General features: G+C 65.1%; 25 protein-coding genes. 8 read left to right on the forward strand and 17 right to left on the reverse strand.

What is annotated here, in order from left to right:
• Positions 1-2 precede the first annotated feature (2 nt).
• From DSAT_RS06060 to DSAT_RS06070, 3 genes are all read left to right on the forward strand, one after another.
• Positions 3-812, forward strand: coding sequence for an ABC transporter ATP-binding protein (locus DSAT_RS06060; RefSeq protein ID WP_020885431.1), 810 nt, complete (start codon positions 3-5; stop codon positions 810-812).
• A 265-nt stretch (positions 813-1,077) separates the two neighbouring features.
• Positions 1,078-1,515 carry a hypothetical protein gene (locus DSAT_RS06065; RefSeq protein WP_020885432.1) on the forward strand — a complete coding sequence of 146 codons (438 nt, stop codon included), beginning with the start codon at positions 1,078-1,080 and terminating at the stop codon, positions 1,513-1,515.
• Positions 1,516-1,819: 304 nt separating this feature from the next.
• Complete coding sequence (locus DSAT_RS06070; RefSeq protein ID WP_152490247.1) at positions 1,820-2,185, forward strand: hypothetical protein; 366 nt, start codon at positions 1,820-1,822, stop codon at positions 2,183-2,185.
• 130 nt (positions 2,186-2,315) lie between these two features.
• Here the strand turns inward: DSAT_RS06070 and DSAT_RS15345 are convergent, their stop codons facing one another.
• From DSAT_RS15345 to DSAT_RS06105, 8 genes are all read right to left on the reverse strand, one after another.
• Positions 2,316-3,053, reverse strand: a complete 738-nt coding sequence (locus tag DSAT_RS15345) for an endonuclease/exonuclease/phosphatase family protein (protein ID WP_020885434.1) — start codon at positions 3,051-3,053, stop codon at positions 2,316-2,318.
• A gap of 176 nt (positions 3,054-3,229) precedes the next feature.
• Entirely contained in the window at positions 3,230-4,546 is a 1,317-nt protein-coding gene (locus DSAT_RS06075; RefSeq protein WP_020885435.1) for a phenylacetate--CoA ligase family protein, read from the reverse strand.
• A gap of 65 nt (positions 4,547-4,611) precedes the next feature.
• Complete coding sequence (locus tag DSAT_RS06080; protein ID WP_020885436.1) at positions 4,612-5,343, reverse strand: ABC transporter ATP-binding protein; 732 nt, start codon at positions 5,341-5,343, stop codon at positions 4,612-4,614.
• Complete coding sequence (locus DSAT_RS06085; RefSeq protein ID WP_020885437.1) at positions 5,336-6,115, reverse strand: ABC transporter ATP-binding protein; 780 nt, start codon at positions 6,113-6,115, stop codon at positions 5,336-5,338. Before DSAT_RS06085 ends, DSAT_RS06080 begins: the two co-directional genes overlap by 8 nt.
• Positions 6,108-7,085: a branched-chain amino acid ABC transporter permease gene (locus DSAT_RS06090; protein WP_020885438.1), complete on the reverse strand. Its 978-nt coding sequence runs from the start codon at positions 7,083-7,085 to the stop codon at positions 6,108-6,110. Before DSAT_RS06090 ends, DSAT_RS06085 begins: the two co-directional genes overlap by 8 nt.
• 3 nt (positions 7,086-7,088) lie before the next feature.
• On the reverse strand, positions 7,089-7,967 hold the full coding sequence (locus DSAT_RS06095) for a branched-chain amino acid ABC transporter permease (RefSeq protein WP_020885439.1): 879 nt from the start codon (positions 7,965-7,967) through the stop codon (positions 7,089-7,091).
• Positions 7,968-8,022: 55 nt separating this feature from the next.
• Positions 8,023-9,165 (reverse strand): ABC transporter substrate-binding protein, encoded by a 1,143-nt coding sequence (locus tag DSAT_RS06100; protein ID WP_020885440.1) that lies wholly within the window; start codon positions 9,163-9,165, stop codon positions 8,023-8,025.
• A gap of 33 nt (positions 9,166-9,198) precedes the next feature.
• Positions 9,199-10,338, reverse strand: coding sequence for an ABC transporter substrate-binding protein (locus DSAT_RS06105; protein ID WP_020885441.1), 1,140 nt, complete (start codon positions 10,336-10,338; stop codon positions 9,199-9,201).
• Positions 10,339-10,666: 328 nt separating this feature from the next.
• On the opposite strand from DSAT_RS06105, the gene DSAT_RS06115 reads away from it, so the two are divergent.
• The 4 genes from DSAT_RS06115 (at position 10,667) to DSAT_RS06130 (ending at position 15,392) form a co-directional block, all read left to right on the forward strand.
• On the forward strand, positions 10,667-11,377 hold the full coding sequence (locus tag DSAT_RS06115; protein WP_020885442.1) for a M48 family metallopeptidase: 711 nt from the start codon (positions 10,667-10,669) through the stop codon (positions 11,375-11,377).
• A 161-nt stretch (positions 11,378-11,538) separates the two neighbouring features.
• Positions 11,539-12,060: a hypothetical protein gene (locus tag DSAT_RS06120; RefSeq protein ID WP_020885443.1), complete on the forward strand. Its 522-nt coding sequence runs from the start codon at positions 11,539-11,541 to the stop codon at positions 12,058-12,060.
• 49 nt (positions 12,061-12,109) lie between these two features.
• Complete coding sequence (locus DSAT_RS06125; RefSeq protein WP_020885444.1) at positions 12,110-12,685, forward strand: flavin reductase family protein; 576 nt, start codon at positions 12,110-12,112, stop codon at positions 12,683-12,685.
• 304 nt (positions 12,686-12,989) lie between these two features.
• Entirely contained in the window at positions 12,990-15,392 is a 2,403-nt protein-coding gene (locus DSAT_RS06130) for a glycosyltransferase (protein WP_020885445.1), read from the forward strand.
• A 389-nt stretch (positions 15,393-15,781) separates the two neighbouring features.
• Here the strand turns inward: DSAT_RS06130 and DSAT_RS06135 are convergent, their stop codons facing one another.
• The 9 genes from DSAT_RS06135 to DSAT_RS14820 all read right to left on the reverse strand — a co-directional run bounded on the left by DSAT_RS06135 (position 15,782) and on the right by DSAT_RS14820 (position 23,857).
• Positions 15,782-16,978 carry a GAK system CofD-like protein gene (locus DSAT_RS06135; protein WP_020885446.1) on the reverse strand — a complete coding sequence of 399 codons (1,197 nt, stop codon included), beginning with the start codon at positions 16,976-16,978 and terminating at the stop codon, positions 15,782-15,784.
• Between the two features lie 102 nt (positions 16,979-17,080).
• Complete coding sequence (locus DSAT_RS06140; protein WP_020885447.1) at positions 17,081-17,578, reverse strand: hypothetical protein; 498 nt, start codon at positions 17,576-17,578, stop codon at positions 17,081-17,083.
• A gap of 2 nt (positions 17,579-17,580) precedes the next feature.
• Positions 17,581-17,823 carry a hypothetical protein gene (locus DSAT_RS06145; RefSeq protein ID WP_020885448.1) on the reverse strand — a complete coding sequence of 81 codons (243 nt, stop codon included), beginning with the start codon at positions 17,821-17,823 and terminating at the stop codon, positions 17,581-17,583.
• Positions 17,824-18,082: 259 nt separating this feature from the next.
• Positions 18,083-19,153, reverse strand: a complete 1,071-nt coding sequence (locus tag DSAT_RS06150; RefSeq protein ID WP_020885449.1) for an HprK-related kinase B — start codon at positions 19,151-19,153, stop codon at positions 18,083-18,085.
• Complete coding sequence (locus DSAT_RS06155; RefSeq protein WP_020885450.1) at positions 19,150-20,025, reverse strand: GAK system ATP-grasp enzyme; 876 nt, start codon at positions 20,023-20,025, stop codon at positions 19,150-19,152. The genes DSAT_RS06150 and DSAT_RS06155 overlap by 4 nt, the downstream gene beginning before the upstream one ends.
• A 33-nt stretch (positions 20,026-20,058) precedes the next feature.
• Positions 20,059-21,690 (reverse strand): PhoU domain-containing protein, encoded by a 1,632-nt coding sequence (locus DSAT_RS06160; RefSeq protein ID WP_020885451.1) that lies wholly within the window; start codon positions 21,688-21,690, stop codon positions 20,059-20,061.
• A gap of 5 nt (positions 21,691-21,695) precedes the next feature.
• A complete protein-coding gene (locus DSAT_RS06165) occupies positions 21,696-21,995 on the reverse strand; it encodes an amphi-Trp domain-containing protein (RefSeq protein WP_020885452.1) in 300 nt (99 codons plus the stop codon).
• A gap of 23 nt (positions 21,996-22,018) precedes the next feature.
• Positions 22,019-23,209: a hypothetical protein gene (locus tag DSAT_RS06170; RefSeq protein ID WP_020885453.1), complete on the reverse strand. Its 1,191-nt coding sequence runs from the start codon at positions 23,207-23,209 to the stop codon at positions 22,019-22,021.
• A gap of 57 nt (positions 23,210-23,266) precedes the next feature.
• Positions 23,267-23,857 (reverse strand): GAK system XXXCH domain-containing protein, encoded by a 591-nt coding sequence (locus DSAT_RS14820; RefSeq protein ID WP_020885454.1) that lies wholly within the window; start codon positions 23,855-23,857, stop codon positions 23,267-23,269.
• Between the two features lie 178 nt (positions 23,858-24,035).
• Here DSAT_RS14820 and DSAT_RS06180 point away from each other — a divergent pair, with 178 nt between their 5' ends.
• Positions 24,036-25,286 (forward strand): molybdopterin molybdotransferase MoeA, encoded by a 1,251-nt coding sequence (locus tag DSAT_RS06180; RefSeq protein ID WP_152490248.1) that lies wholly within the window; start codon positions 24,036-24,038, stop codon positions 25,284-25,286.
• Positions 25,287-25,307: the final 21 nt, after the last annotated feature.

The raw sequence follows: 25,307 nt of genomic DNA on the forward strand, positions 1-25,307 counted from the left end.
CCATGGCCATTCTCGAACTTTCCGGCGTCAGCCGCCGCTACCGCCAGGGCGGATGGTTCCGCAAGGGCCGCGACCTGATGGCCGTGCGCGGAGTTTCACTCTCCCTCACGCCGGGCTGCTGCCTGGGGCTCATCGGCCGCAGCGGCTCGGGCAAGAGCACGCTCGGCCGTCTGGCGCTGGGCCTGGAGGCCCCTGACGAGGGCGCGGTGTTGTGGCGCGGCCGCGACGTGCGCGGGCTTCGCGGCGCTGACTTCACGGATTTCCGGCGCAACGTGCAGGTGGTCTTTCAGAACGTGCAGGCCGCGGTCAATCCGCGCCTTCCGATCTGGAAGATCGTGGCCGAGCCGCTGGAGAACTTCGACGGGCTCACGGGCTCGGCCGCGCGCGATGCGGCCGTTTCGCTCCTTTCGCGCGTGGGGCTTGGCGAGGCCGACGCCGACCGCCTGCCGCACCAGTTCAGCGGCGGCATGCTCCAGCGCGTGTGCATCGCCCGCGCCCTGGCCCCGCGCCCGGCCTGCCTCGTGCTCGACGAGGCCGTGAGCAGCCTGGACATGGCCGTGCAGGCGCAGATCATCGACCTGCTCGACGAAATCAGGCGCGAGACCAACGCGGCCTGCCTCTTCATCTCGCACGACATCCGGGTCATCCGCAGGACCTGCGACGAGCTTCTGGTCATGGAGCAGGGCAGGCTGGCCGACCGGCTGGCCAAGCCCTTCGAGCCCGGCCCCGGTGCGCATCCGGCCCTGGCCGAGCTCATCGCCGCGATCCTTCCGGCCCGTCCCAACCTGCCCGCCCGGTCCAAGGTCGCCTGAGGCGGCCCTCACCACCTCCCACCCAGGACCGGGCGGGCCCTTGGGGAGCTGCGAACGATTTTCCCGGCAGCCGGATCAACCTCTGCGGGCAAGATCGGCACGGGAATTGCTGATGATCGGGGTTTTGCCGGGGACTTGCCAAGTTTCCGACGCGCGCCTATAGGGGAGGTGTGCCGCGACGACGCGGCATGCTTCCACGGACGGACAGCCGACCAGACGCTCCCAGGACGGAGCGCGGGCCGCCAGACGGCCCCCCGGAGACGGCATGCGCATCGGCTCGTCGGGTCCGTCCGACAATCCCTACCTCGCCCACCAGAGCGCCTTCGCGGCGGACATGGTCGCTCGCGCCGCGCCCGAGGCCACCGCGCGCGTGACCACGCGCGACTTCGGCTTTTCCCTGGGCGGGTTCGGCCTGCGCTACGTCAGCGAAGACATCCACATCGACGCCGAGGCCCTGGTCCGGCAGGAGGAGCAGCGCACGGCCGCGCGCCTCTCGCGCGTCTTCTCCGACGAAATGGACGTGGCCCAGACCCGCTCCCTGGCCGTGCAGTCCTCGGCCCGGACAGCGGACAGCGCCTCGGCCCTGGGCGACGAGACGACGTTTTCGCCCCTGGCCCGCCCGGCCGCCCTGGCCGCCTACGCCAGATCGAGCGAAAGTGCGGCCATGGAGCGCTTGCCCGGCCGCCTGCTGGCCGTGGCCTGACCCCTTCGACGATTCCCGCCCCGCCAAACCGGCCTCGAAAAAGTCTATAAACACGCAAGACGTTTTCTTGGCCCTGTGACAATGCGGCCTTCCGCAGACTCCCCGCAAGCCGGGCGCTTCACGCCTCAGTCCGTGGCTTTCCTGCGCGTGGGGATCACTCCTCGGCCTTTTCGTCGCCCGGATGGACGCGAATCGCGCTTGACCTGTATCGGCCAAGCTGCAAAAAAGGAGCGCGGATGAGAGACGAGGTGCAAACAAAGAGTGAAGCATGCCAGACAAGAGAAAGCAATAAATGGCAATGACCATGGAACCACTCATCGACGCGTATTTCGAAACCCTCACCGAGCATTGCGCCATTGCAAAGTATTCGGCGATTTTTCTTTATTGCATCGAGAGCATCATCACCCTGTGCATCAGGCGAACGAAAAAATCTTCGCGAGATGACCTTTACTACGGATTCCAGAACAATCTCAGTCTCACGAGATTTCTGATTCTCCGGCTGTCCATCGGCCTGTTCATCGTCATCGAGCCAATGGCAACAGAAAGAGGAGCCTCGTGTTCCCCGGATTATATTCTGATATTCGTCTTGCTTGGGCTCATCGTCCACGGAGTCAGGACAATGCTTGCAGGAAAGAGAGCGAAAGCCTCTTCAGACGCTCACAATGCATGATCATTCAAAAGGGATAAGAAATATTTTTAAAATTCATCAATTCACTTCTGTACAAACCATAGGTTCATATCAGCACATTTACTCTTAGCATCAGTCTTCATTAACATTCTAGAATCCGCCTCATCAAGAGCTAATAATTCAGATCCAACTCCACGCTCAAGATAGCATGATCTGTAAAAGAACCAGACTCATCTCCAACGATATATCTTCCTGAAACATCTTGCAAATACATCGCAGAGCAAACACGAAAATGGCTTGATGCAACGAAATGGTCTAGACGACTGGATACCCTCTCACCAGCGCCGTTCTTCCTACTTCCAATATAGCTCCCTTCAGATAATGGATTTGGATTTTTCGATTGCCAACCATTCGCCAACAAAGCATGAATCTGCTGGCACCCTGCGCTTCGTTGACGCCCCCAAAAGTCCATGTTGAAATCACCCATCAAGATGGCCGGACCATTTGTATTCAATAATTTGTTCGTGATATGCAGCCAATATTCTCTCTTTTTAGCTGCGTTTTTAGGAATAGGCATCCTAACGCCAAAAATATCCATATCCAAAGTCCTTACATGAAGGAAATTTGGAGGATCACAAGGATCTCCACACTGAACTGACATACCACCAATATGCATCTCCCCTTTGGAGGCTATCAATACTTGATTCTGCCCAGGAACATAGTTGGAGCAGTGGAAGCAAAAGCCCATAGCATTCATTCTACATGCAAAATTATGACTGTTTCGCCCATGGACATACTCTGTCAGAATTAAAACATCAGGACTGAGGTCCATAACAATATCGAAGAACGAACCTGGAACTGGAATAGCGTTTGTCCTATGGTTCATATTCAAAGTAGCAATACGGATCATGTGCCCTCTTAACCTTCCGCCGCAAACAATGTAATGCATGATATCGCACTGTGGTGTACAGAGATAGTATTCACCTGACACTGCCGCCCTTGGGGGGCTGAGTTACGCAGCGTCCTTTGCCGCCTTTTTCTCGGTTCCTTCTTCGGGATGCCCCAAATGCGGCCCGCCGGGGCGCGTTATTTCGCGCGCTTGTCCAGCACCCGGTTGGCCTTGCCCTCGGAGCGTTCAAGGCTCCTGGGCTCCACCAGCCGAACCTTGAACGCCACGCCGAGGTCCGAGGACAGGCGGCGCTCGATCTTGCGGATGAGATCCTGCTGCGCGCCGATGGAGCCGGACACGATGGCCTCCTCCTCGGCCTCCACCAGCACCTGCGCCTGATCCAGGTGCGACTCGTCGCGCTCGATCACGATCTGGTAGTGCGGCTGCGCGCCGCCCTGGCCGTGGATGACCTCAAGCAGGATCGCCTCCACCTGGCTCGGGAAGACGTTGATGCCGCGCACGGTGAGCATGTCGTCCGTGCGGCCGATGATGCGGTCGATGCGGCGCAGGGTGCGGCCGCAGGGGCAGGGGCCGTCGATGAACCGGGTCAGGTCGCCGGTGCGGTAGCGGATGACCGGGAAGGCTTCCTTGGTCAGGGTGGTCAGCACCAGCTCGCCCTTCTCGCCCGGCGGCAGGGGAGCGCCCGTGTCCGGGTCCACGATCTCGGCCAGGAAATGATCCTCATTCAGGTGCAGGCCGCTGCGCTCCAGACATTCGCCCGCCACGCCCGGCCCCATGACCTCGGAGATGCCGTAGTTGTCCGTGGCCGTCAGCTTCAGGCGCTGCTCGATCTCGCGGCGCATGGCCTCGGACCAGGTCTCGGCTCCGAAAAGCCCGAAGCGAAGCGACAAGGCGTTGGGATTGACGCCCGTCTCGTCCATGACGTCGGCCAGGTGCAGGGCGTAGGAGGGCGTGCAGACCAGCGCCGTGGTGCGGTAGTCCTGCATGACCATGACCTGGCGCTTGGAGCCGCCGGACGAGGCCGGGATGACCGAGGCCCCGAGCGCCTCGCAGCCGTAGTGGAACCCAAAGCCGCCCGTGAACAGGCCGTAATGGAAGGCCACCTGCACCAAGTCGTCGCGCGTCACGCCGCCGGCCACGAGCAGCCGCGCCGCGAGCCCGGCCCAGCGGGCGATGTCGTTCTTGGTGTAGCCCACCACCGTGGGCTTGCCCGTGGTGCCCGACGAGGCTTGCAGGCGCACAACCTCGCGCAGGGGCACGGCGAAGAGGCCGTAGGGATAGTTCTCGCGCAGATCGGCCTTGGTGGTGAAGGGCAGCTTGGCGAGGTCGTCCAGGGTGCGCACGTCGTCGGGCTCGAAACCCATCTCGTCGAAGCGCGTTCTGTAGAGCGGCACGTTGCGCGCCACGCGGTTGAGCGTGGATTGCAGGCGTTCGAGCTGCACCCCCTCAAGGGTGTCCCGGTCCATGCGTTCGTATTCCGGATCGTAGTACATGGCCTTCGCCTCCTCGCTTTCGTCGCCACCTGAACAGCCTGCGAAACGGAACTACTCAACGCCCCTCAGCGTTCGTCGCCCCCGGCGTCGCGGCCGAGATAGGCGCGCTGCACGTCGCGGTTTTCGAGCAGTTCCCCGGCCGGCCCCTGAAGAATGACCCGACCGGTTTCGAGCACGTAGCCGCGGTCCGCGATGGTCAGGGCCATGCGGGCGTTTTGCTCCACCAAAAGCACGGTCAGGCCGCGCTCCTGCCGCAGGGCCACGATACGCGCGAAGATTTCCTTCGTCACGGCCGGGGCCAGCCCCATGCTCGGCTCGTCCAGGAGCAGCATGCGCGGCCTGGCCATGAGCGCCCGGCCGATGGCCAGCATCTGCTGCTCGCCGCCCGAGAGCGCGCCCGCGGGCAGGCGGCGGCGCTCCGCCAGGATGGGGAACATGGAATAAATCTGGTCCAGGTCGTCGGCCACCTCGCGGGTCTGGCCGCGCCGGGTGAAGGCCCCGAGCAGAAGGTTGTCCTCCACGGGCAGGGGCTTCCAGACCAGCCGCCCCTCGGGCACTTGGGACAGGCCCATGTCCACGATACGGTCCGGCGCAAGGCGCGTGATGTCCTGATCCTGGAAGGTGATCTGGCCGCTCTTGGGCCGAAGAAGGCCCGAGGCGGCTGTGAGCGTGGTGGTCTTGCCCGCGCCGTTGCCGCCCACCAGGGCCACTATCTCGCCCTGGCGCACGTGAAGGGAGACGCGCGTGAGCGCGGGCACCGAACCGTAATAGACGTCCACGTTGCGCAGCCTAAGCATCGTCGTCCCCCCCGCCCAGGTAGGCGCGGATGACCTCGGGATCGCGCTGCACGGCGGCCGGAGCGCCACGCGCGATGACCCGGCCGAAGGAGAGGACCGTGACCGTGTCCGAGATGCCCATGACCAGATCCATGTCGTGCTCCACCAGGGCCACGGTCACATGGCGCTCGTCGCGGATGCGCCTGATGAGCGCGCCCAGGGCCTTGGTTTCGCGCGGGTTGAGCCCGGCCGCTGGCTCGTCGAGCAAGAGCAGCGCGGGGTCGGCGGCCAGGGCGCGGGCCATCTCCAGAAGCCGCTGCTTTCCGTAGGGCAGATCGCCCGCGCGCGCCTCGGCCAGGTCGGACAACCCGACGAAATCGAGGCACTCGGCCGCGATCTCGCGCGCGCGGCGCTCCTCGCGCCAGTAGCGGGGCAGCTTCAGCACCGCCTCGGCCACTGTGTACTTCAGGCGGCGATGCGCGCCCGTGAGCACGTTCTCGAGCACGCTCATGGTCGTGAAGAGCTGCAGATTCTGGAAGGTGCGCACCACGCCGTGCCCGGCGCGCCAGTGCGGCGGCAGCCCGGAAATGTCGCGGCCGTCGAGCAGCACGCTGCCCGAATGAAGCCCCACCATGCCCGTGATGGCGTTGAAGAGCGTGGTCTTGCCCGCGCCGTTGGGGCCGATGAGGCTGCCGATCTCGCCGCGCGCGACCGTGAAGTCGGCCTCGGTCAGGGCGGCCACGCCGCCGAAGCGCACCGAGACGCCCGAGGCGTTCAAAAGCGTCTCAGCCACGGCTCCTCCCCTGGCGCGCGAGCGCCGAAAGGCGGGCCATGAGCTTGGCCAGGCCGCCGAAAATGCCGCTGGGCATGAACATCATGCACAAAATCAGGATCGCGCCGTAGAGCATGATCTCCACGTCCTCGAAGGCGCGCAGGAACTCCGGCAGGGCGGTCAGGAAGAAGGCCCCGGCCACCGCGCCCCAGGCGTTGCCCATGCCGCCGAGCACGACCATGACGATGTACTGCACCGAGTGCAGGAAGCCGAAGGAACTGGGCGCGATGAATTCCAGGTAGTGGGCGTAGAGCGCGCCGGAAAGCCCGGCGAACCCGGCCGAGAGGACGAAGACGAAGAGCTTGGCGCGGGCCACGTCCACGCCCATGCAGCGGGCCGCGGCCTCGGAGGTGTGGATGGCTTGCAGCGCCCGGCCCGTGCGTGAGCGGATCAGGTTCAGGAAGATGAACATCTGCAGGGCCAGCAACACGGACATGAGCCGGTAGTAGTCGATGTCCGAGTCCACGTAGAAACCGAAGGCCTCCAGACGCGGAATGCCCACATAGCCCGAGGGGCCGCCGGTCCAGGACACGGCCTCGTTGAAGACGATGCCCACGATGATGCCGAAGCCGAGCGTGGCCATGGCCAGGTAGTGGCCTGAGAGCTTGAGCGTGGGGATGCCGATGAGCCAGGCGCAGATCGCGGTCAGGGCCACGGCGATGCCGATGGACGGCAGCACGGGCACCCCGAACTGGGTCGTGAGGATGGCCGTGGCGTAGGCTCCAATGCCCACGAAGGCCGCGTGGCCGAGCGAGATCTGGCCGGCGTAGCCGATCAGCAGGTTCAGGCCAACAGCGGTCATGGCCGCGAAGCAGGAGAGGATGAGCACCGAAACGTAGTATTCGTTGGTCAGAAGACTCGGCAGGAGCAAAAGGATGCCCAAAAAGGCGGCCACGGCCATGACGTCGCGCGAGAAGCCCAGACAGCGCATGGCCTAGACCCTTTCGAAGCCCTTGCGGCCGAAGAGGCCGGAGGGCTTGCAGAAGAGGAGGACGAGAAGGATGACGAAGGTGAAGGCATCCTTGTAGGCCGAGGAGACGAGCCCCGCGCCGAAGGCTTCGAGCACGCCCAGGATCAGCCCGCCCAGGGCCGCGCCGAAGGGGTTGCCAAGCCCCCCGAGCACGGCCGCGGCAAAGCCCTTCAGCCCGAGCATGATGCCCACGTCGTAGGAGGTCATGGTCATGGGCGCGAGGATCACGCCGCCGATGGAGCCCACCGCGGCCGAGATCATGAAGGACATGAGCACCATGCGTCTGACCGGCACGCCCGCCAGGAAGGCGGCCTTGCGGTCGAAGGCGCAGGCCAGCATGGCCTTGCCCCAGATGGAGTGCGAAAAGAAGTGCCTGAGCACGAGCAGAAGGCCGCAGGTGATGGCCAGCACCCACAGCGACTGCGGCTGCAGGGCCGCGCCCAGGAAGGCGATGGGCTCCACGCCGCTGAAGGCGGGCAGGCTGTGCGTGTCCTTGCCCAGGGTGATCTGCACCAGACCGCGCACGAAGATGGAGACGCCGATGGTCACGATGATCAGGTTGATGACCGGCGCGTCCTGCACAGGGCGGATGGTGAGGCGCTCCATGCACGCGCCGATGAGCGTGACGCAGGCCACGGCCAACAGGATGGCCAGCGGCAGGGGCAGCCCCATGGCCATGAACGAGACCGCAAGCATGCCGCCAAGCATCACGAACTCGCCCTGGGCGAAGTTCACGATGCCCGTGGTGTTGAAGATGATGGTGAAGCCAAGCGCCGTGAGCCCGTAGGTGGAGCCCATGGTCAGGCCGCTGAGCAGAAACTGCAGGTAATCGCTTGCGGTCATAGCATGTCGCGTCGCGCCTTCGGGGGACGGGCATGCACCCGTCCCCCGAGCGAGGCTAGTCGGCGATTCTCCAATCGCCGTCCCGAATGATCACCATCTCGAAGGCGTCCAGGGACAGGCCGTTGTGGTCGGTTTCAGAAAAGTCGAAGCGGCCGGCGGTTCCGTAGAAGCCGGTGATGCGCTCCAGGTTGTCGCGGATGGCGGCCGGATCGGCCGAGCCACCCATGCGCATGGCCTCGGCCAGAAGCATGATGGCGTCGTAGGCATGACCGCCGAAGGTGGACACAGGCTGCGCGAAGCGCGCCTCGTACTCACGGGCGTAGGTCGTGAGCAGCGCTTTCTGCGGATGGTCCTCGGGCAGCAGTTCGGCCACGATGAGGCGTCCGGCGGGCAGGTGCAGCCCCTCGGCCGCGTCGCCCGCAAGCTCGATGAAGCGGCGCGAGGCCACGCCGTGGCTCATGTACAGCGGCACGTCCAGGCCGAGCTGGGTGCGGTTTCTGGCGATGACCGCCGGACCGGGGTTGGTGCCCCAGCAGATCACGGCGTCGGGGTTTTGCGCCTTGATCTTGGTGAGCTGGGCGGTCATGTCCGTGTCCTTGGGGCCGTAGACCTCGTCCGAGACCAGGGTGAAGCCCTGCGCGGGGATGAGTTCCTTCAGCACCTCGCGGCCGGCCTGGCCGAAGCCGTCGGACACCGTGATGATGGACAGGCGCTTGTAGCCCTTTTGCGCCGCGTGCTCCAGGATGCGCTGGGCCGCGTGGCGGTCCGAGGGCGCGACCTTGAAGACCCAGGGGTTGACTGGGTTGGTGATCTTCTCGGCCGCCGAACAGGAGACGAGCGGCACGCGGGCGCGCTCGAACTTGTTCATCACGGCCAGGGTGTTGCCCGAGGTGGAGGGGCCGATGATGGCCACCGCGCCGTCCTTCTTGAGCAGCTTGTCCACGGCCAGCACGGCCTTGTTCACGTCGGATTCGTCGTCATAGACGATCAGGTCCAGGGGCCTGCCGAGCACGCCGCCCTCGGCGTTGATGCGCTCCACGACCATGACCGCCGTGTTGCGCTCCGGCTCGCCCAGGAAGGACGCCGGACCGGTCACGGAAAGGACGGCGCCGATACGGATGGGCTCGGCCGCAAGGGCTGTCCCGGCCAGCCCCGCCAGGGCGCAGCACAGGGAGAGAAAAAGCACGAAACGTTTCATGTCGTCACCCGCCTTGTTCCTGTTTGGCCGCGATCAGCGCACTATCTTCCAGTCGCCGTTCTCGATGACCACCATCTCGAAGGCGTCCTGCGTCAGGCCGTTGTGGTCCTCGGGGGAAAAATTGAACTGCCCGGTGGCGCCCCAAAATCCTTGGATGCGCTCCAGGTTGTCGCGGATGGCCGCAGGCTCGGCCGAGCCGCCCTGGCGGATGGCCTCGGCCACGAGCATCAGGGCGTCGTAGGCGTAGCCGCCGAAGGAGGACACGGGCTGCTTGAAGCGCTCCTCGTAATCCTTGGCGTAGGTCGTGAGCAGGGCCTTTTGCGGATGGTCCTCCGGGATCTGCTCGAACACGGCCAGCCGCCCGGCAGGCAGCAAAAGCCCCTCGGCCGCGTCGCCCGCAAGCTCGATGAAGCGGCGCGAGGCCACGCCGTGGCTCATGTACAGCGGCACGTCCAGCCCGAGCTGCACGCGGTTTCTGGCGATGACCGCCGGGCCGGGGTTGGTGCCCCAGCAGATCACAGCGTCGGGGTTTTGCGCCTTGATTTTGGTGAGCTGGGCGGTCATGTCCGTGTCCTTGGGGCCGTAAACCTCGTCCGCGACCAGAGTGAAGCCCTGCGCGGGGATGAGTTCCTTCAGCACCTCGCGGCCGGCCTGGCCGAAGCCGTCGGACACGGTGACGATGGCCAGACGCGAATGGCCCGCGGCCTTGGCGTGGGCCAGGATGCGCTGTGCGGCGTGGCGGTCGGACTGGGGCGTCTTGAAAACCCAGGGATTGACCGGATTTGCGATCTTCTCGGCCGCGGCGCAGGAGATGAGCGGCACACGGGCGCGCTCGAACTTGTTCATGATGGCCAGGGTGTTGCCCGAGATGGAGGGCCCGATGACCGCGACCGCGCGGTGCATCTTCAAAAGCTTGTCCGAGGCCAGCACGGCCTTGTTCACGTCTGATTCGTCGTCATAGACGATGACCTCGACCTGGCGACCGAGCAGACCGCCTGCGGCGTTCAGGGCGTCGGCCGCCATGAGTGCGGTGTTGCGCTCGGGCTCGCCTAGGAAGGACGCCGGGCCGGTCACCGAAAAGATGGCTCCGATGCGGATGGGCTCGGCGGCATGGCCGACCGCCGCGAAAAGGCAGGCCGCGACCAGGGCGAAAAGGCGAACTGTGGCGCGCATGGCGTACTCCGGTTGGGGTTCCCCGGCCGCCAACCGGCCGGGACACGTCTCAATGGTCTGGCCCCCCTATACCAAAATAGTCAAAAAGTCCATGCAAATGCGCCTTGCCGAGGCTTTGCGTTTCGCAAACGAACACATTTGGCGTTTCATCGCCGCAAGACCATGTTTTGGCACCGAAAACACGGTGAAACAGGCTCTTTTCCGAAAAAAAACGCCCCCCTCCGCGCCCGGGCGAACCGGACTTCGTCTTTCGGCGCGCCTTCCCCACAGCCGTCAAATGGGCTAAAATTAATAAAAACGACCGCACCCGCTTTGGGACCGGAAAGAGATGCCCGCCAATCACGATATTCCCGATTTCAGTCTGCGCACGAGTCCGAGGGCCTTGCGCGTGAGCCTGCGCCTGAGCATGGAGCGCGGACTCGAAGTGGTGGTCCCACCGGGCTTCGACCCGAAACGCGCCCCGGAAGTGGTGGCCCGCAAGGCGGAGTGGATCGCCCGGGCCGTGGACCGGCTCACGGCCCGCCACGGCCGCGTTCCCGGCTCCGTGCCGCTGCTGCCCGACACCCTGCCCTTGCGCGCACTGGATGAAGCCTGGGATCTGTCGGTCCTCGATTCGAACGGTCCGGTGCGGCTGCGCGTGAACGCGGGCCGACTGATCCTGGCGGGGGCGGACGACGCAAAGAAACGACGCGACGCGCTGCTCGGATTCGTCTGCCGCCGCGCCCGCGAGACCCTTCCGCCGCTTCTGCGCGCCCTTGCCGCCGAGGCGGGCGAGGAGGTGGCGGCCGTGCAGGTCAGGGCGCAGCGCAGCCGCTGGGGTTCGTGCTCGGCCAGGGGCGTCATCAGCCTCAACTGCCGCCTGCTCTTCCTGCCTTTCGCCCTGACGCGCTACGTGCTGCGCCACGAACTGGCCCATCTGCGCCGCATGGACCATTCCCCGGCCTTCTGGGCCCGCGTGGCCGAACTCGATCCCGATTTCGAGCGTCACGAGCGCGGGCTTTCGCGCGCCGCCTCGTTCGTGCCGCCGTTCCTGGCCTGAGGGGTTTTCCCGTCCGCCGCGACGCGCTTTTTGGCCATGCGGGCGGCCGGGCGGCCTGCTGATGCGGCCGGGGCCGAAACCCGGCAAAGGTTTCCTTTGTCCCGCGCCTCTGGTAGAAGCGTGACCGGATCGGCCGAAAGATCATCCACACCGGGAGAACCATGCGCGACCACCGCACCATCCACCTTTTCGCCCGCCTCGCGATCCTGGCCCTCGTCCTCGCGCTCGCGGGCTGCGCCACCATGAACGTGCGCCACCTGAATCGCGTTCCCTGGACCATGGGCGAGACCGAGGACGTGACCCTCAAGTTCTGGCGCTTTGCCGCCACAACCACGCCCGAGGCCGGGGGCTTTCGGGTCAGCGGCATGGCCTACCCGAATCTGGAAAATCTGCCCGAATGGGTCGAGTGGATAGACGAACTGTGGTTCGCGGCCTACGTCTGCGACAAAAACGGCAACGTGCTGGCCGACGAGGTGCGTGTCTACCTGCCCGGCCCGCTCACACCCGAAGCGGGCACGCCCTTCGATTTCCTGCTCAAGCCAGAAAAGATCGAGCGCGGGTCGCTCTTCCTGACCTTTGGATACCGCATGACCCTGGCCGACAGCCGCCCGGCGGAACCGGGAAGCACGGCCGACAAGCGCCGCATCTTCTTTGCCAGTGAAAGCGCGGTGGATTTCTTCTGACCGGACGCGAGCCCGGAGGCATAACGAGACCGCAAGAAGGAGAACGTTCATGAAAAAGGTGCATATGGGGGCCGCGCCCCTGCTCTATCCCATGCCCGTGATGCTCGTCGGCACGACCATCGAAGGCCGTCCCAACTTCATGAACGCGGCCTGGGGCGGCATCGCCAACCAGACCCCGCCCATGCTCACCGTGGCCGTGCGCGAGTCGCGCCTGACCATGAAGGGTTTGCGCGCCAACATGGCCTTTTCCGTGAACATCCCGTCGTCTTCGCTGGTGGTCGAGGCCGACTACTGCGGGCTCGTCAGCGGCGCCAAGGAGGACAAGACCTCGGCCTGCGGCTTCACTATCTTCTTCGGCAACCAGAGCAACGCTCCGCTTATTGCCGAGTGCCCGCTGAACCTCGAATGCCGCTTGGACCGCTTCATCGAGCTCGGCACGCACACTCTGGTGCTGGGCGAGATCATGGAAACGCACGTCAGCGAATCGTGTGTCACCGACGGCCTGCCCGATCCCGTGAAGATGGATCCCCTGATCTATATCTCCGGCGTGGCCAAAAGCTACGCCCGCCTGGGCGAGATCGTGGCCCCGGCCTTTTCCGCCGGGCTCAGGATCAAGAAAGGCTGACAGCAGACCGTCCCGAAAACACCGCCTGCCGCGTTACCGCCCTTTACGCCGCAACCAAAAATCAATCGCGCCGTAACACGCGCGCCCCCATCCGCCATGCGGTCGTCACGGCCAAGGCCTAGAGCACGTCAAGCCCTCGATCGGTTCATCCGGAACCTGCGGCCAGGGGCCGCTCGGGAACGACGATGCGAAAAGACCTCATCACACGACGCGCGGCAGCGGCGCGAAACGCCGAAGCGGCGGGACGTCCCACCCTGGGAACTCCCGCCGCTTCGCGCATCCGCGCGGCCGCCAGGGGAGCGGCATGAAGATCGACCTGCACGTGCACTCCAAACACTCCACCAGGCCCTCGCAATGGGTGCTGCAAAAGATCGGCTGCCCCGAGAGCTTCACCGAACCCATGAAGATCGTCCGCCTGGCGCGCGAACAGGGCATGGACATGGTGACCATCGCGGACCACAACACCATCAACGGCGCGCTCGAGATCGCCCACCTGCCGGACGCCTTCGTCAGCGTGGAGGTCACCACCTACTTCCCCGAGGACGGCTGCAAGGTCCACGTCCTGGCGCTGGACATCGATGAGAAGCGCTTCGCCGAGATCCAGAAGATCCGCGAGAACATCTTCGACCTAACCGCCTATCTCAGGCGCGAGAACGTGACCCACGTCTGCGCCCACCCGCTCTTCGGCGTCAACGACCGCCTGACCCCGGACCACGTGGAGCGCCTCCTGCTGCTCTTCAACAACCTGGAGATCAACGGCGCGCGCGACAACGCGCCCAACGTGGCGCTCAGGCTCATCGCGGCCGCGCTGCGCCCCGAAGACATCGAGCGCATGGCCGAGCGCCAGGGCATCGAGCCATACGGCCCCGCGCCCTGGCAGAAGAGTCTCACCGGCGGATCGGACGATCACGGCGCGCTGAACATCGCCCGCATCCACACCGAGGTGCCCGGCGCCCAGACCCTGGCCGACTTCCTGCGCGGCGTGGACCAGGGGCTCTCGCAGGCCCGGGGCGAGGCGGCCAGGCCCGAGACCATGGCCCACAACCTCTACGCCATCGCCTACCAGTTCTACAAAAACAAGTTCAGCCTGCAGCGCTACGTCAACAAGGACATCTTCCTGCGCTTCGTGGACCGCTTCCTGGGCGCGGACGAGGCGCGGACCTCCTCGGTCATCGACCGGCTCCAGACTTACTGGACCACGCGGCGCTATCTCTCGACCCGGCCGGGCGACAGCGGCCGGGTGCAGGACGTCTGCCGCCGCGAGGCCGCACGCCTGATCCACGACGACCCCGAGCTTTCCCGCATCGCGCGCCTCGGCGGCCCATTGCCCGAGAACAAGGGCGGGCTGTGGTACCGCTTCTGCACCGGGGCCACGAACAAGGTCCTGACCCGCTTCGCGGACAAGCTGCTCTCCAACGTATCCGGCGGCAATCTCTTCGACATCTTCCACACCGTCGGCTCGGCCGGGGCCCTGTATTCCATGCTGGCCCCCTACTTCCTGGCCTACACCCTGTTCCACCAGGACCGCCGCTTCAGCCGCGAAGTCCTGGCCACGGTGCTCGGCCGGCCCGCCGCCCGCGAGCCCAAGGTCGCCCACTTCACCGACACCTTCTATGAGATCAACGGCGTGGCCAAGACCCTGCAGCGCAGCGTGGCCCTGGCCGCGCGCACCGGCAAGGACCTGACCCTCGTGACCTGCACGCCCGCGCCCGGCGAGGCCCGGCCCGGCGTGCGCAACTTCGCGCCCATCGGCGTCTACGACCTGCCCGAATACCCGCAGCAGAAGATTTTCTACCCGCCCGTGCTGGACATGCTCCAGTTCGCCTTCGAAGAGGACTTCACCCACGTCCACTCGGCCACGCCCGGCCCCATCGGCCTGGCCGCGCTGCTCGTATCCCGGCTCTTCAAGCTGCCCATCCACGGCACCTACCACACCCAGATTCCTCAGTACGCGCACCAGCTCACGGGCGACACCGGCATGGAGGACATGGCCTGGCGCTATACCATCTGGTATTACAACCAGATGGACCTAGTGTACGCGCCGTCGCGGGCCACGGCCGACGAACTGGCCGAACGCGGCTTGCCGCCCGAAAAGCTCGTGGTCTATCCGCGCGGCGTGGACACCGAACTCTTCCACCCGGCCAAACGCAACGGCTACCTCAAGCGCCACGGCCTGGAAAAAGGCCTGACCCTGCTCTACGTGGGCCGCATCTCCAAGGAAAAGAACCTGCACCTGCTGGCCGAGACCTACTTGGCCTTGCGCCGCGACATGCCGAACCTGAATCTGGTCGTGGTGGGCGACGGCCCCTACCGGACCCAGATGCAGGCCCTGCTCGCGGGCAGCGGCGCGGTCTTCACCGGCATCCTCGAAGGCGAGGATCTGGCCGCCTGCTACGCCTCGTCCGATATCTTCGTCTTTCCGAGCGCCACCGACACCTTCGGCAACGTGGTGCTCGAAGCCCAGGCCTCGGGCCTGCCGGTCATCGTTACGGACGTGGGCGGGCCGCGCGAAAACATGCAGCCAGGCGTCACCGGACTGGTCGTGAGCGCGGGCAGTTCCGAAGAACTCACCCGGGCCGTCGAACGCCTCGCCATGGACCCGCAAACCCGCGCCGCCATGGCCGCCGAGGCCAGGCGCATCATGGAGCCGCGCTCCTTCGAAAAGGCCTTCGACCAAACCTGGAGCCTCTACGCCAAGGTCGGCTGACGCAGGCCGCAGGAGGAGGCGCTGCCTCCTCCTGACCTCCTCCGCCAGGGGGCTCAAGCCCCCTGGACCCCGCGATTCGCTTCGAAACCATTGCTGGCAAAGCCGACGCCGGTGCGGCGGTGGTCCGCCCCAGAACCATGCTTTCCCGAAACCGTCGCAGACGGTTTCGGGAACCGCAGGGGGTCCGGGGGAGATCATCTCCCCCCGGAATGATTCCCCCCGACGGGGCGCGGGGCAAAGCCCCGCTTTCCACCCATCAAGGCAAGACGTCAAAAACCGCGAGGGCAAAGCGCAAGACGAATCCAGGGCCGACGCGTATTACAAATACGCGAGGGGTCGGCGCTTTCGCGGCAACGCAGTGATCGCGGAATTTTCAGCGACCCGCCCCCTCAGACGAGGGAGAGGAGATTAGCCAACACCAGATCGGGATCGAGGTAGGGTGCCGAACGAGGCGTGACAAGCTGGGTGTCGATGACTTCGACGCCGGAGCGTCTGATCTTGTGGACGTCGATGGGGCCGCCGTAGTCGCCGTTTTTGCTGTCCACGAGCACGAAGTTGAGCAGCGCATCGCGCGGGGCGATCTTTGAGCACCCCTGGTCCAGGTAGCGGAACAACTCGGCCACGGCTTTGGCCACGTTCAGCCCCATCATTTCGGGATCGCGGCCGGTGTTGGGGATGAAGACCTTGGGACATTCGTTCTCGCGGATCGCGTCGGCGACGCCCATGGGCAGAAGGTTGGCAACGAGCGAGGAATAGAAAGAGCCCATGGGATAGCAGATCAGCTCGGCCGAGGCGATGAGTCGCTTGACCTTGGCCCTGATGGCGGGCCTGACGGATTTGGGGTCGTCCTTGTCGTCGCTGATGAAGAGTTCCTCGATGGGCGAATCGATGGGCGGATTTTCCTTGCCGGTGATGAGGTGCTGGCCCACGAGCACCCGGCCGTTGGCCAGCCGGGCGGCGAGATGCGCGTCGCGGTTGACCACGGGGCGCACGACGCCGCGCGCCTCCACGAGCTTGGTGAAGAGGTAGATGACCGGGTCGATGTGGCGCTTCTGGTTGAAGAAGCCGCCGGTGAGGATCAGGTTGCCGATGCTGGCCCCGCGCAGGTCGAAGCTCGCGGGCATGCGTTCGAGGAAGAACTGCAGATGGTTGCGGATGATCTTGCGCATGGGGTCGGGCACGGCCGCCACGAGCGGATCGCGGCCCCGGACCATGGCTTCGAGCCGGACGCACAGGGCGGCCTGGGCCTCGTCCTTGGGCAGGCGCGTGGCAAAGAGCGCGAAGATCTCCGGGTTGCCCTTCAGGCTTCTGTCGGCCAGGGCCATGAGCCGGTTTCGGATGTCGCCCACGGCGAGCATCTTGAAGGCGTCGCGGATGATGGCCGAGGAACCGCCCGAATCGAAGGGGGTCATGAGGTGGATGGAGTTGTGGGTGTAGTCGATGATGGCGCGCGAAAGACCGCGCAGGGCGGTGCCGCCGCTGAAGAAAAGCACGCGCGGGCCAAGGTCCGGGGAGCGCCTGAAGCGGGCCAGCTTCATGGCGTTGGGCACGGTTGCGGATTTGCGGATGCTGATCTTCTGGGTCATCGGGAGGCTCCGGATGGAGAACGTGCGTCACATGCGCAAAAGAATAGCATACATTCTTCCATGTGACGATACGGCAACGACGCGCGGCACACGCGCGCGCGATCAGGCGGAGGCTTCCTGGGCCTTCTTGGCCGTATCCTTGTCGATGTAGTTCAAAAGCAGGCAGGTCTGAAGCAAATCGGGCGCCACCTGACCCACGAGGCGAACGGCCTTCTCGTGCTGCTCAAGACTGATCTTGCCGTTGCTCAGAAGCCAGCGTCCCTGGCGCTCGTTGCGCTGGTTCGATGTCATGGGAGGTTTTCCCGCGGCTTTGGGCCGGGCCGGAGGCGGGAGAGGGGTGGCAGGCGCGGCGGATTCCTTGGGCATTTGCTGTTCGTGCGCATGCCAGTCGGCCACGGTCAACTGGCTCTCGGCCTGAATGAGGTCGCTTTCGAGCTTGCGCTTCTCGCTCAACAGTTCGGCGAGTTTGGTTTTGACGTCTTCCTCGGCGGCGACCAGATCGCGCTCTTCCTGTTCGAACCTGGCGCGCAGGTGTCTATCCACGAGAATTCCGGCCACGGCGATGAAGCTCAGGGCCAGCACGGAAAGAAACACGCCCATGGCTAGGCGTTCCCGTCGCGCAGTTCCATGTCGATGAGGCGGCCGTGGATGTCGGCCAGACGCCTGCGAAGATTTTCGTTGGTTTTGCGCAGGCAGCCCATGCGGTGCTCGGCCTGCATGCGGAAGCGATTCGCTGCCTGACGCTTCAGATCCAGTCGGCGGCGGTTCCTGTCGTAGGCGGAATACAGATACAGGATGACCACTGTGGCCGTGATGAAGACAAGCATCAACAGAACCGTTTCCACGTCGCCCCTCCCCGTCGTCGAATGCGATGCCGCGCCCGGTTGGACCAAGCATGGCCACTGGAGTTCATAATATGCGATACGCCAGTGCGCAAATGGGGGTTTCGCCGTATTTTCGACGAAAAAGCCCCCCGATCGCCAGCCACACTCCGCGCAAGACGCCCGTCCGCCGACGATTGGCCGCCGACAAAAAACTGAAGCGTTGCTGCATCCCGCCTTGCCAAGGCGAGCTTGGCCAGACCGAACGAAGCGGCCCGGGCTGTCAGGGAGCGAGCAGATTCTTGCAGAAGACCGCTGCGGCCTCGAAATCCACGCCGCCGGAAAGCTCGTACACCGGGCAATCGCCGAGCATGGCCAAGTAGGCACCCTCGGACATGTCCCGCCCGCGCGTCTCCGCGTCCATTTCGAAGAACAGCCCGAGCTCCTTCATGAAAGCGGGCATCAGGTCGCGCCGCGCTGTAAGGTCCACGCGGGCGATAGACAACGGGGCTTTCTCGCGCCGCCAGTTGAGCAGCACCAGGGCCTTCATGCGACAGCGGATGCGGAAGCGGTCCGGCCCGAAGCACTCATCGATGAAGGCGTCGTACTTGTGCTCCAGATCCCACAGCTCCTCGGCTGGCATGGCCAGGAACCGCTCGCGCTCGTCGGCCGGGATGACCGGCCCCAAGGAGTCGTTGTGCAGCACGGTGCCGGGGTTCACGCGCGGCATCTTGGGCAGGCCATGCATGACGAGCCCTTCGGTGTCGCGCTCGACCATCATCCGGTCGTTGGAGACGAAGTCCGTGCCGTGGCGCATGATGTGCAGCGCCAGGGTGGACTTGCCCATGCCCGCGAACCCTGCCAGCGTCAGGCCCTGCTCGCCCACGGCCACGCCCGAGGCGTGGAACAGCAGGCAACCGCGCTTGATGAGCCGCTCGATGTAGCGGTTGTTGATGAAGTTCACGATCTGATTGTCGTTGGCGATGCACGGCCCCACGATCAGGTTCAGGCCGCCGCCGAAGAGGCAGACCAGGCCGGTCAGGCGCTTGCGCACCACGCGGCCGTCGGGCAGGTCGAGGAACTCCTCCTTGATCTTGCGCTTGCCCGGCTCCGGGGTCTTGGGGGCCAGCGGCAGGCCTATATCCACGGCCTCGCGCTCGATGGCCGCGACCTCGATGTCGGCGATGCCGCCCTCGCCCAGAAAATCACGGTAGTAGTCCCTGAGCTTGGCCACGAGCGCGGCCGAGTTGGAGCGCACGTCGATGCGCGTGTCGCCGAAGCGAAGGCCCAGTTGCTGCGTGAGCGGGGCCTCGCGCAGGAATTTTTCGGCCAGGGCCGCGACGCGAGCGCTCACGAGAGCCTCCCGAGCACGTGATCGGCGTACATGGCAGCCGCGTCCAGACCGCAGGCGTCGAGCAGCCCCCGGAAGCCGCCAAAGGCCGAGACCTCGTAGATCTGCGGCCCATCGGGGGTCTGGACCACGTCAACGCAGGTGAAGGACATGTCGAAGAGCGCCTGGGCCTTGTGGGCCAAATCGATGACCTCCTGCGAGGGCGTCACGGCCACGTACTTGCCGCCGCTTTGCGTGGTGGTGTTCCAAGACGCGCCCGAGCCCTTGCGCGCATAGGTGGTCACGTACTCCCCACCGATGAAGGTCACGCCCAGGTCCAGGCCCGGATGCTCGACCATCTTCTGGATGTACATGACGGGGTTGCCCTCGGCCTTGAAGTCCTCGATCTGCTCTTGCATCTCGGGGCCGGGCTCGATGACGGTCATGCCGCGCGCCTTGGAGGAGAAGAGCGGCTTGAAGACCGCGCGGCCGTAGTCCTCGACTGCGGCCATGGCTTCCTCCACATCCTCGGTGACGGTCGTGGGCGGCATGGGAATGCCGCCGGAGCGAAGTCCCACGGTGCACGAAAGGCGGTCGATGAGCCTGATGATGCTTCTGGCCCTGGAGAATACCGGCAGGCCGCGCTCCTCCAGAAAGCGCAGGATTTCCATGCGGTCCAGGGCGCTAGGCGTATAGGAGGGTGCGATCTTCTTGACGACCAGGGCGTCGAGCGCGCTCAGGTCGTGCTCGCCGTAAAAGACCTTGCCGCTCGAAAGATCCAGGCGCACCTTGGACATGTCCACGAGCAGCCGAAAGCCTGTGCGCTGTTCCACGGCCGCGACCATGCGCTCCGTGGACCAGCCGCCCGGAATGCCGACGACACCTATGCGTTTCATCCATCCGATCCTTGGTTTTCGCCGGAATCCGGCTCAGGTCGAGGAGAGGACGTTCAGCGGCATGCGGAACTCCTCGTAGGGCTTGCGAAAGCCCACTATCTTTTCCAACAGGTACACACCGCGCAGGTACATGTCCTTGGCGAAGCGGCGGTTCAATTCGAAACGCGACGAGGTCAGGAACGAGCGCACCAGCCCCAGGCACAGCCGCGCGTCGAAGGTGACGTCGTCGTGCCTGCGCGCGAATTCGCGGGCAAAGGCGTACATCTCCGAAATCACCATGCGGATGCGGTCGCGGGCCTGGGGGTCGAAGATGGGCAGGCGGAAGTTGGAGACCATGAACACCGAGACGTCTTGTAGATAGTCTGTCTGTGCCGAGCGGTGCAGGTCGATGAAGTGGATGCGCTGGTTGGCGTGGTCGTAGACGATGTTGTTGATGTTAAAGTCGCCGTGGATGAAGACCGAGAAGGGGGAGTTGAGCGTCTTGCCGATCTGCCTAGCCTCACCGAGCAGCCCCTTGAGGGGCGGGATGGTGACCTTGCCCAGACAGCGCACGGGCGTGTCGAATTCGGGATAGAGGCGATAGACGTCGGGCAGCCGCTTTTGGCACTGCCCGATGTAGTCGGCGTTGACAGGTTCGGGCTTGAGCGTGAATTCCCAGGCCTCAGCCACGGTCTGCTCCAGAAGCAGCATGGCGTCGGTCAGGTACTGCATCTCGCCGGACAGGACGATGTCCTGGATGGTGCAGCCCGAGAGGAATTCGAGCAGCAGCGAGGCCGAGGCCCCGTCCTCGCGCAGGGCCACCACCTTGGGCGGCAGTCCGGGCATGATGGCGTCCCACTTCTCGATGTTGGCCTTCTCCTGGAGCAGTTTCCTGGCTTCACCTTCCTTGAAAATGACCCCCTGGGACTCGGCCCGGCCGCCGCCCTCGCGCACGCGGCCGATGCGGCAGCCCGAGCGTGTGCCCCAGATGGACTGGAACTCCACGTCGGAGATGGGCACTTCCTTGCCAGCGGCCGAGAGCGTGTCGCGCAGGGCGTTGTACTGGTGGATCTTGAACTTCTCGCCCAGGATGTAAAAGATGATGGCCTCGCCCACGTTCAGCAGGGCGTCGCCGATGCGCTCCAGGTAGCGGAAGATGAACAGAGTGGTGATGAGGTTCCCGGTCTCCACGCCCGCGCGCAGCTCGTTCAAGATGCGGTCGAACTGTTTCTTGTAGAGCTTGTCCAGGGTGGATTCGGAGATGCAGATGCGAAACGCCAGTGACATGTCCTGCCGAAACAAGGCATCGTAGACCTTCTCCAGGGAGTTGAACAACTCGTCGAAAAAGGGCTTGTAGTCGTAGCGGCGCAGGAACTCCGGGTCGGAAAGATAGCGCGTCTGGCGGACGATGTTCACGGCGTGGTCCGCGAGCCGCTCCAGGTTGTTTGCAATGATGTGGGCCGCGCGCAGCCGGTCCACTCCGCGCTTGGTGAGCGTCTCCTTGCCGTGCAGGCGCGAGAAGCAGATGTTCTCGATGACGCTTTTCATGTTGTCGATGTAGTTGTCGCGGTTCTCGATCTTCTCGATGATTTCGTCCGAGGGCTTTTCGAGAGCCTTGAGCGTGCCCTCCATCTGCTTGGTGACCTCAAGCAGCATGAAGCGGATGTTCTGTTCGAGATCCTGCATGGCCGCTACTCGTTTCCGCCGCCCGGCTCGCCGCTCGCGCGGATGATGAGCGGAGGCTGTCCGCCTGCCGTGGACTCGGCTTGTTCCTTCCAGCCCAGGGTGAACTTGAGCTTGCGGCGCACGCCCTTGAGCTTGGCTTCCACGGAGAATCCGAGCAGACCGGCGGGCTTCATGACCAGCGTCTCGCCTTCGCGCGCCAAGGTCAACTCGCCCTTGCGGAATCCCTCGGCCAGGGCCTCCAGGTAGCGGACGATGGTTTCCATGTCCTGCACGGACTCGTACTTGAAATATTTCGCTTCGGGCATCGGGGTTCCGCCTTTTCCCGCGCTCATCCGTCGAGCCGGGCCTTGTATTCGTCGATCATCTTGGCGCGCGAGGCTCCGCACAGGATAAGGCTCTTGCGCACTGAAAGGTCGTCCCACACGGGTTGCAGCCCCACCTCGCGCGCGGCCTTGTCCGCATCCTGAAGCGCGGGCTCCTTGACCTTCTCGCTCATGTGGCAGTCGTCGCCCATGAAAACGAGCATCTGCGGGCTGTTGCGGCAGCGATTCTCGTTTTGACGGTTCACGGCCTGGATGAGGAACTCCGTGTATTCACGCGACTGGGGATTCCAGACCTCGATGCCGTCCACGTCGTAGTCGGCCAGGAGGATGGGCCAGAACTGCTCCGGATGGGGAATGACGACGCCCGCGCCCAAGGAGCGCGCCTCCTCGATGATCTCCGAGGCGCGATAGAAGTAGGTCAAGGAGAAACCCTGCTTGACCAGCTCCTTGAGGGCCTTGAGGTAGACCTGGGCCCTGTTCACGGCGAGATCGCCGTAAGCGGGCCGGTACTCGTCGAGAAAGTTGCGCAGGAGCTTGTTCTTGATGGTCTCTCGCGGGGTTTCGCCCCACGTGTCCTCGATGAGCCGCTTGAGCTTGGCCGCGATGATGCCTGAGAACTCCACGATCTCGGCGTCGGCGTTGGAAAGCGCGGCCGCCTGCTGGCGACGATGTTCCATGCCCGGAAGCGTGGCCGCGTCCAGGAACTCGAAAAGCTGCCCGGAGCGGTATTCGAAGGTGTGGGCGAGCATGGACTTGAGTGTCTCGGCCTGGTGCTCTCCCTCCACCTTGTCGCGCCGAAAATGCAACAGAAGCTGCACTTTGCGGTTGAAGCCGGAGGAGTAGCAGTCCACCTCCACGCCCGCGTAGTCGTCCCAAAAGAGCAACTCGTTATGCTGCGTGGGAATGATCAGTTCCTTGCCGCTGTTGGGGTACAAGGCCCGGATCCGCGCACGGATGAGATCCATGGGCACGAATTCGGGGTGCCAGTGCACGGCCATGGTCTCGGCCTGCATGGGGAAGGTCTTGCCCGGTTCGGCGATGCGGGCGGCCTGCTCCGGCGTGAGGGTGGTGTCAATGACGCGCGCGTAAGCGCGGGCGTCATCCTCCGTGACCTCGCGCGGCACGGCGTCGAGGTCGAGGAGGGCGCAGCGGCGATTCGCGCCCTGCTTGAGCGAAACGACTTCCATTGCGTTCATGGCTATCACCGTATTGTTACATCCCGGTTGCGAGGGGCCGAAAGGTCCGGCCGGGCGCTATTTGTAGCGCCTGTGACATTCCTTTTTCAGGCGCTCGACAAGGGCGGCGGCCTGCCTGGCGCGCTCCAGATCGCCTTGCGCCACTGCCTCCTGCAACTCCTCCAGGGCCTTGCGGTTCTCCTCGTAGTGCTCGTCGCCCTTGCCCGGATAGGTCAGCATGGCCCTGAAGTCCCCGCCCAGAAGGTCCATGAGTATCTTTTCGGGCAAAACTCCCAGGGCCAGCCCCTCGCGCACGGTCTTCCAGGTCTTCTCCAAACGCTTCTTGAGCCCTTTGTACTTGGGCTTGCCGCCCGCGCCGGGCTCCGCGCCCATCTGCTCGGCCAAGGCCTCGGCCGCGCCACAGGCGCAGACGTTCTCCTCGCAGACGCAAACCGGTCCCACGGCCTCGCGCTTGACGCTCAGGGAGACGAACACGGATTCGCCCACTCCCTTGGCCGCGAGCTTGATGGAGGAAAAGTTCCCGAATTCAAGGGCAACGCCCGAAACATCCATACTCCCGGCCTCGAGCCCGTCCGCGAGCCTGCGGAAGAAGGCGGCCGTCTCGTCGCGCCTCAAGGCCATCTCGATCTTGGATTTCTTGCCACCCATGCGTCGCACCTCCGGCTGATTCCTTGCGGCCGTCCCACTTGGGAAACGAGCCGTAAAGAATCGCTCTACACAAAAATCGCCGCTTTATCATGTCGCGTCAACAAATCCTTTGTACCCCGGTCCGCACAGCCCTGACCGCACTTGCCCAATGCGCCCGGCCGAGGCTATCCTGCCCGCCATGACAGAACCGAACCCGGCGCACAATTTCCTGACGCTGATGCCCGCGGACGAGTTCCGCGCCCTGCTCGCCGCCTGGCCCCGCCTGCCAGCCGAGGAGGCGGACCTCGCCACGGCCCATGGCCGCTTCCTGGCCGACGACCTGTCCGCGCCCGAGGATCTGCCGCCGGCCGCGCGTGCCTCCATGGACGGCTACGCCGTACGCGCGGCCGACCTCTTCGGGACCTCGGAATCCGGCCCGGCCTACCTGGAAAAGGCCGGGAGCGTGGCCATCCACGAGCCGCCGACGTTCGCGCTCCTTCCCGGCCAGTGCGCGGCCATCACCACGGGTGGCTGGCTGCCCGAGGGCGCGAACGCCGTGGCCATGGTCGAGCACACCCACGACCTGGGGGCCGGAACCGTTGAGTTCAGAAAGCCGCTGGCGCCCAACGACAACGTGCTCCTGCGCGGCGAGGACGCCACAAAAGGCGAGATCGCGCTGCGCGCCGGAACGCTCCTGCGCGCGCCGCAGATCGGCCTTCTGGCCGCGCTCGGCATCCGGGCCGCGCGCGTGGGCCGTTTGCCGCGCGTGGCCATCCTCTCCACGGGCGACGAGCTCGTGCCCGCGCACGAGACCCCGCCGCCGGGCCGCATCCGCGACGTGAACGCCCACGCGCTCTCGGCCATGGTGCGCGAGGCCGGGGCCCTGCCCTCCATGCTCGGTATCGTCCCCGACGAGACGCCCGCCCTGGCCAAGGCGCTTGGGGCCGCGCTCGCCGATCACGACGTGGTGCTGCTCTCGGGCGGCAGTTCCGTTGGCGCGCGCGACTGCACCGTGGCCGCGCTGGACAGCCTGCCGCAGGCGCGGGTGCTGGTCCACGGCGTGGCCGTGAGCCCAGGCAAACCCACGATCCTGGCCGAGGCGAACGGCCGCGCCATGTTCGGCCTGCCAGGCCAAGTGACCTCGGCCCAGGTGGTGATGCACGTCTTCGTGCTGCCTTTCCTGCGCCACCTGGCCGGAGCGTGCGACGCCTTTTCCCGTGCGGCCGGACGCTCGGCCGTGCTGGCGCGCAACGTGGCCTCGCGCCACGGACGCGAGGACTGGTTGCGCGTGGCCCTGGAGGAACGCGAGGGCGACCTGCCCCTGGCGCACCCGCGCCTGGGCAAATCCGGCCTCCTGCGCACCCTGCTCGACGCGCAGGGGCTGGTGCGCATCCCGGCCACCCGCGAAGGGCTCGGCCAGGGCGCGAGGGTCGAGGTCCATCCCTTCTGATCATCGGCACGTGAAAAGGAC

Origin of the sequence: Alkalidesulfovibrio alkalitolerans DSM 16529, assembly GCF_000422245.1 — a bacterium.
GTDB classification, from domain to species: domain Bacteria; phylum Desulfobacterota; class Desulfovibrionia; order Desulfovibrionales; family Desulfovibrionaceae; genus Alkalidesulfovibrio; species Alkalidesulfovibrio alkalitolerans.

What these genes read in the sequence shown, in the direction of transcription:
- DSAT_RS06060 (WP_020885431.1), top strand. Translation starts at nt 3, where the DNA reads ATGGCCATTCTCGAACTTTCCGGCGTCAGCCGCCGCTACCGCCAGGGC.
- DSAT_RS06065 (WP_020885432.1), top strand. Translation starts at nt 1,078, where the DNA reads ATGCGCATCGGCTCGTCGGGTCCGTCCGACAATCCCTACCTCGCCCAC.
- DSAT_RS06070 (WP_152490247.1), top strand. Translation starts at nt 1,820, where the DNA reads ATGGAACCACTCATCGACGCGTATTTCGAAACCCTCACCGAGCATTGC.
- DSAT_RS15345 (WP_020885434.1), bottom strand. Translation starts at nt 3,053, where the DNA reads ATGATCCGTATTGCTACTTTGAATATGAACCATAGGACAAACGCTATT.
- DSAT_RS06075 (WP_020885435.1), bottom strand. Translation starts at nt 4,546, where the DNA reads ATGTACTACGATCCGGAATACGAACGCATGGACCGGGACACCCTTGAG.
- DSAT_RS06080 (WP_020885436.1), bottom strand. Translation starts at nt 5,343, where the DNA reads ATGCTTAGGCTGCGCAACGTGGACGTCTATTACGGTTCGGTGCCCGCG.
- DSAT_RS06090 (WP_020885438.1), bottom strand. Translation starts at nt 7,085, where the DNA reads ATGCGCTGTCTGGGCTTCTCGCGCGACGTCATGGCCGTGGCCGCCTTT.
- DSAT_RS06095 (WP_020885439.1), bottom strand. Translation starts at nt 7,967, where the DNA reads ATGACCGCAAGCGATTACCTGCAGTTTCTGCTCAGCGGCCTGACCATG.
- DSAT_RS06100 (WP_020885440.1), bottom strand. Translation starts at nt 9,165, where the DNA reads ATGAAACGTTTCGTGCTTTTTCTCTCCCTGTGCTGCGCCCTGGCGGGG.
- DSAT_RS06105 (WP_020885441.1), bottom strand. Translation starts at nt 10,338, where the DNA reads ATGCGCGCCACAGTTCGCCTTTTCGCCCTGGTCGCGGCCTGCCTTTTC.
- DSAT_RS06115 (WP_020885442.1), top strand. Translation starts at nt 10,667, where the DNA reads ATGCCCGCCAATCACGATATTCCCGATTTCAGTCTGCGCACGAGTCCG.
- DSAT_RS06120 (WP_020885443.1), top strand. Translation starts at nt 11,539, where the DNA reads ATGCGCGACCACCGCACCATCCACCTTTTCGCCCGCCTCGCGATCCTG.
- DSAT_RS06125 (WP_020885444.1), top strand. Translation starts at nt 12,110, where the DNA reads ATGAAAAAGGTGCATATGGGGGCCGCGCCCCTGCTCTATCCCATGCCC.
- DSAT_RS06130 (WP_020885445.1), top strand. Translation starts at nt 12,990, where the DNA reads ATGAAGATCGACCTGCACGTGCACTCCAAACACTCCACCAGGCCCTCG.
- DSAT_RS06135 (WP_020885446.1), bottom strand. Translation starts at nt 16,978, where the DNA reads ATGACCCAGAAGATCAGCATCCGCAAATCCGCAACCGTGCCCAACGCC.
- DSAT_RS06140 (WP_020885447.1), bottom strand. Translation starts at nt 17,578, where the DNA reads ATGGGCGTGTTTCTTTCCGTGCTGGCCCTGAGCTTCATCGCCGTGGCC.
- DSAT_RS06155 (WP_020885450.1), bottom strand. Translation starts at nt 20,025, where the DNA reads ATGAAACGCATAGGTGTCGTCGGCATTCCGGGCGGCTGGTCCACGGAG.
- DSAT_RS06160 (WP_020885451.1), bottom strand. Translation starts at nt 21,690, where the DNA reads ATGCAGGATCTCGAACAGAACATCCGCTTCATGCTGCTTGAGGTCACC.
- DSAT_RS06165 (WP_020885452.1), bottom strand. Translation starts at nt 21,995, where the DNA reads ATGCCCGAAGCGAAATATTTCAAGTACGAGTCCGTGCAGGACATGGAA.
- DSAT_RS06170 (WP_020885453.1), bottom strand. Translation starts at nt 23,209, where the DNA reads ATGAACGCAATGGAAGTCGTTTCGCTCAAGCAGGGCGCGAATCGCCGC.
- DSAT_RS14820 (WP_020885454.1), bottom strand. Translation starts at nt 23,857, where the DNA reads ATGGGTGGCAAGAAATCCAAGATCGAGATGGCCTTGAGGCGCGACGAG.
- DSAT_RS06180 (WP_152490248.1), top strand. Translation starts at nt 24,036, where the DNA reads ATGACAGAACCGAACCCGGCGCACAATTTCCTGACGCTGATGCCCGCG.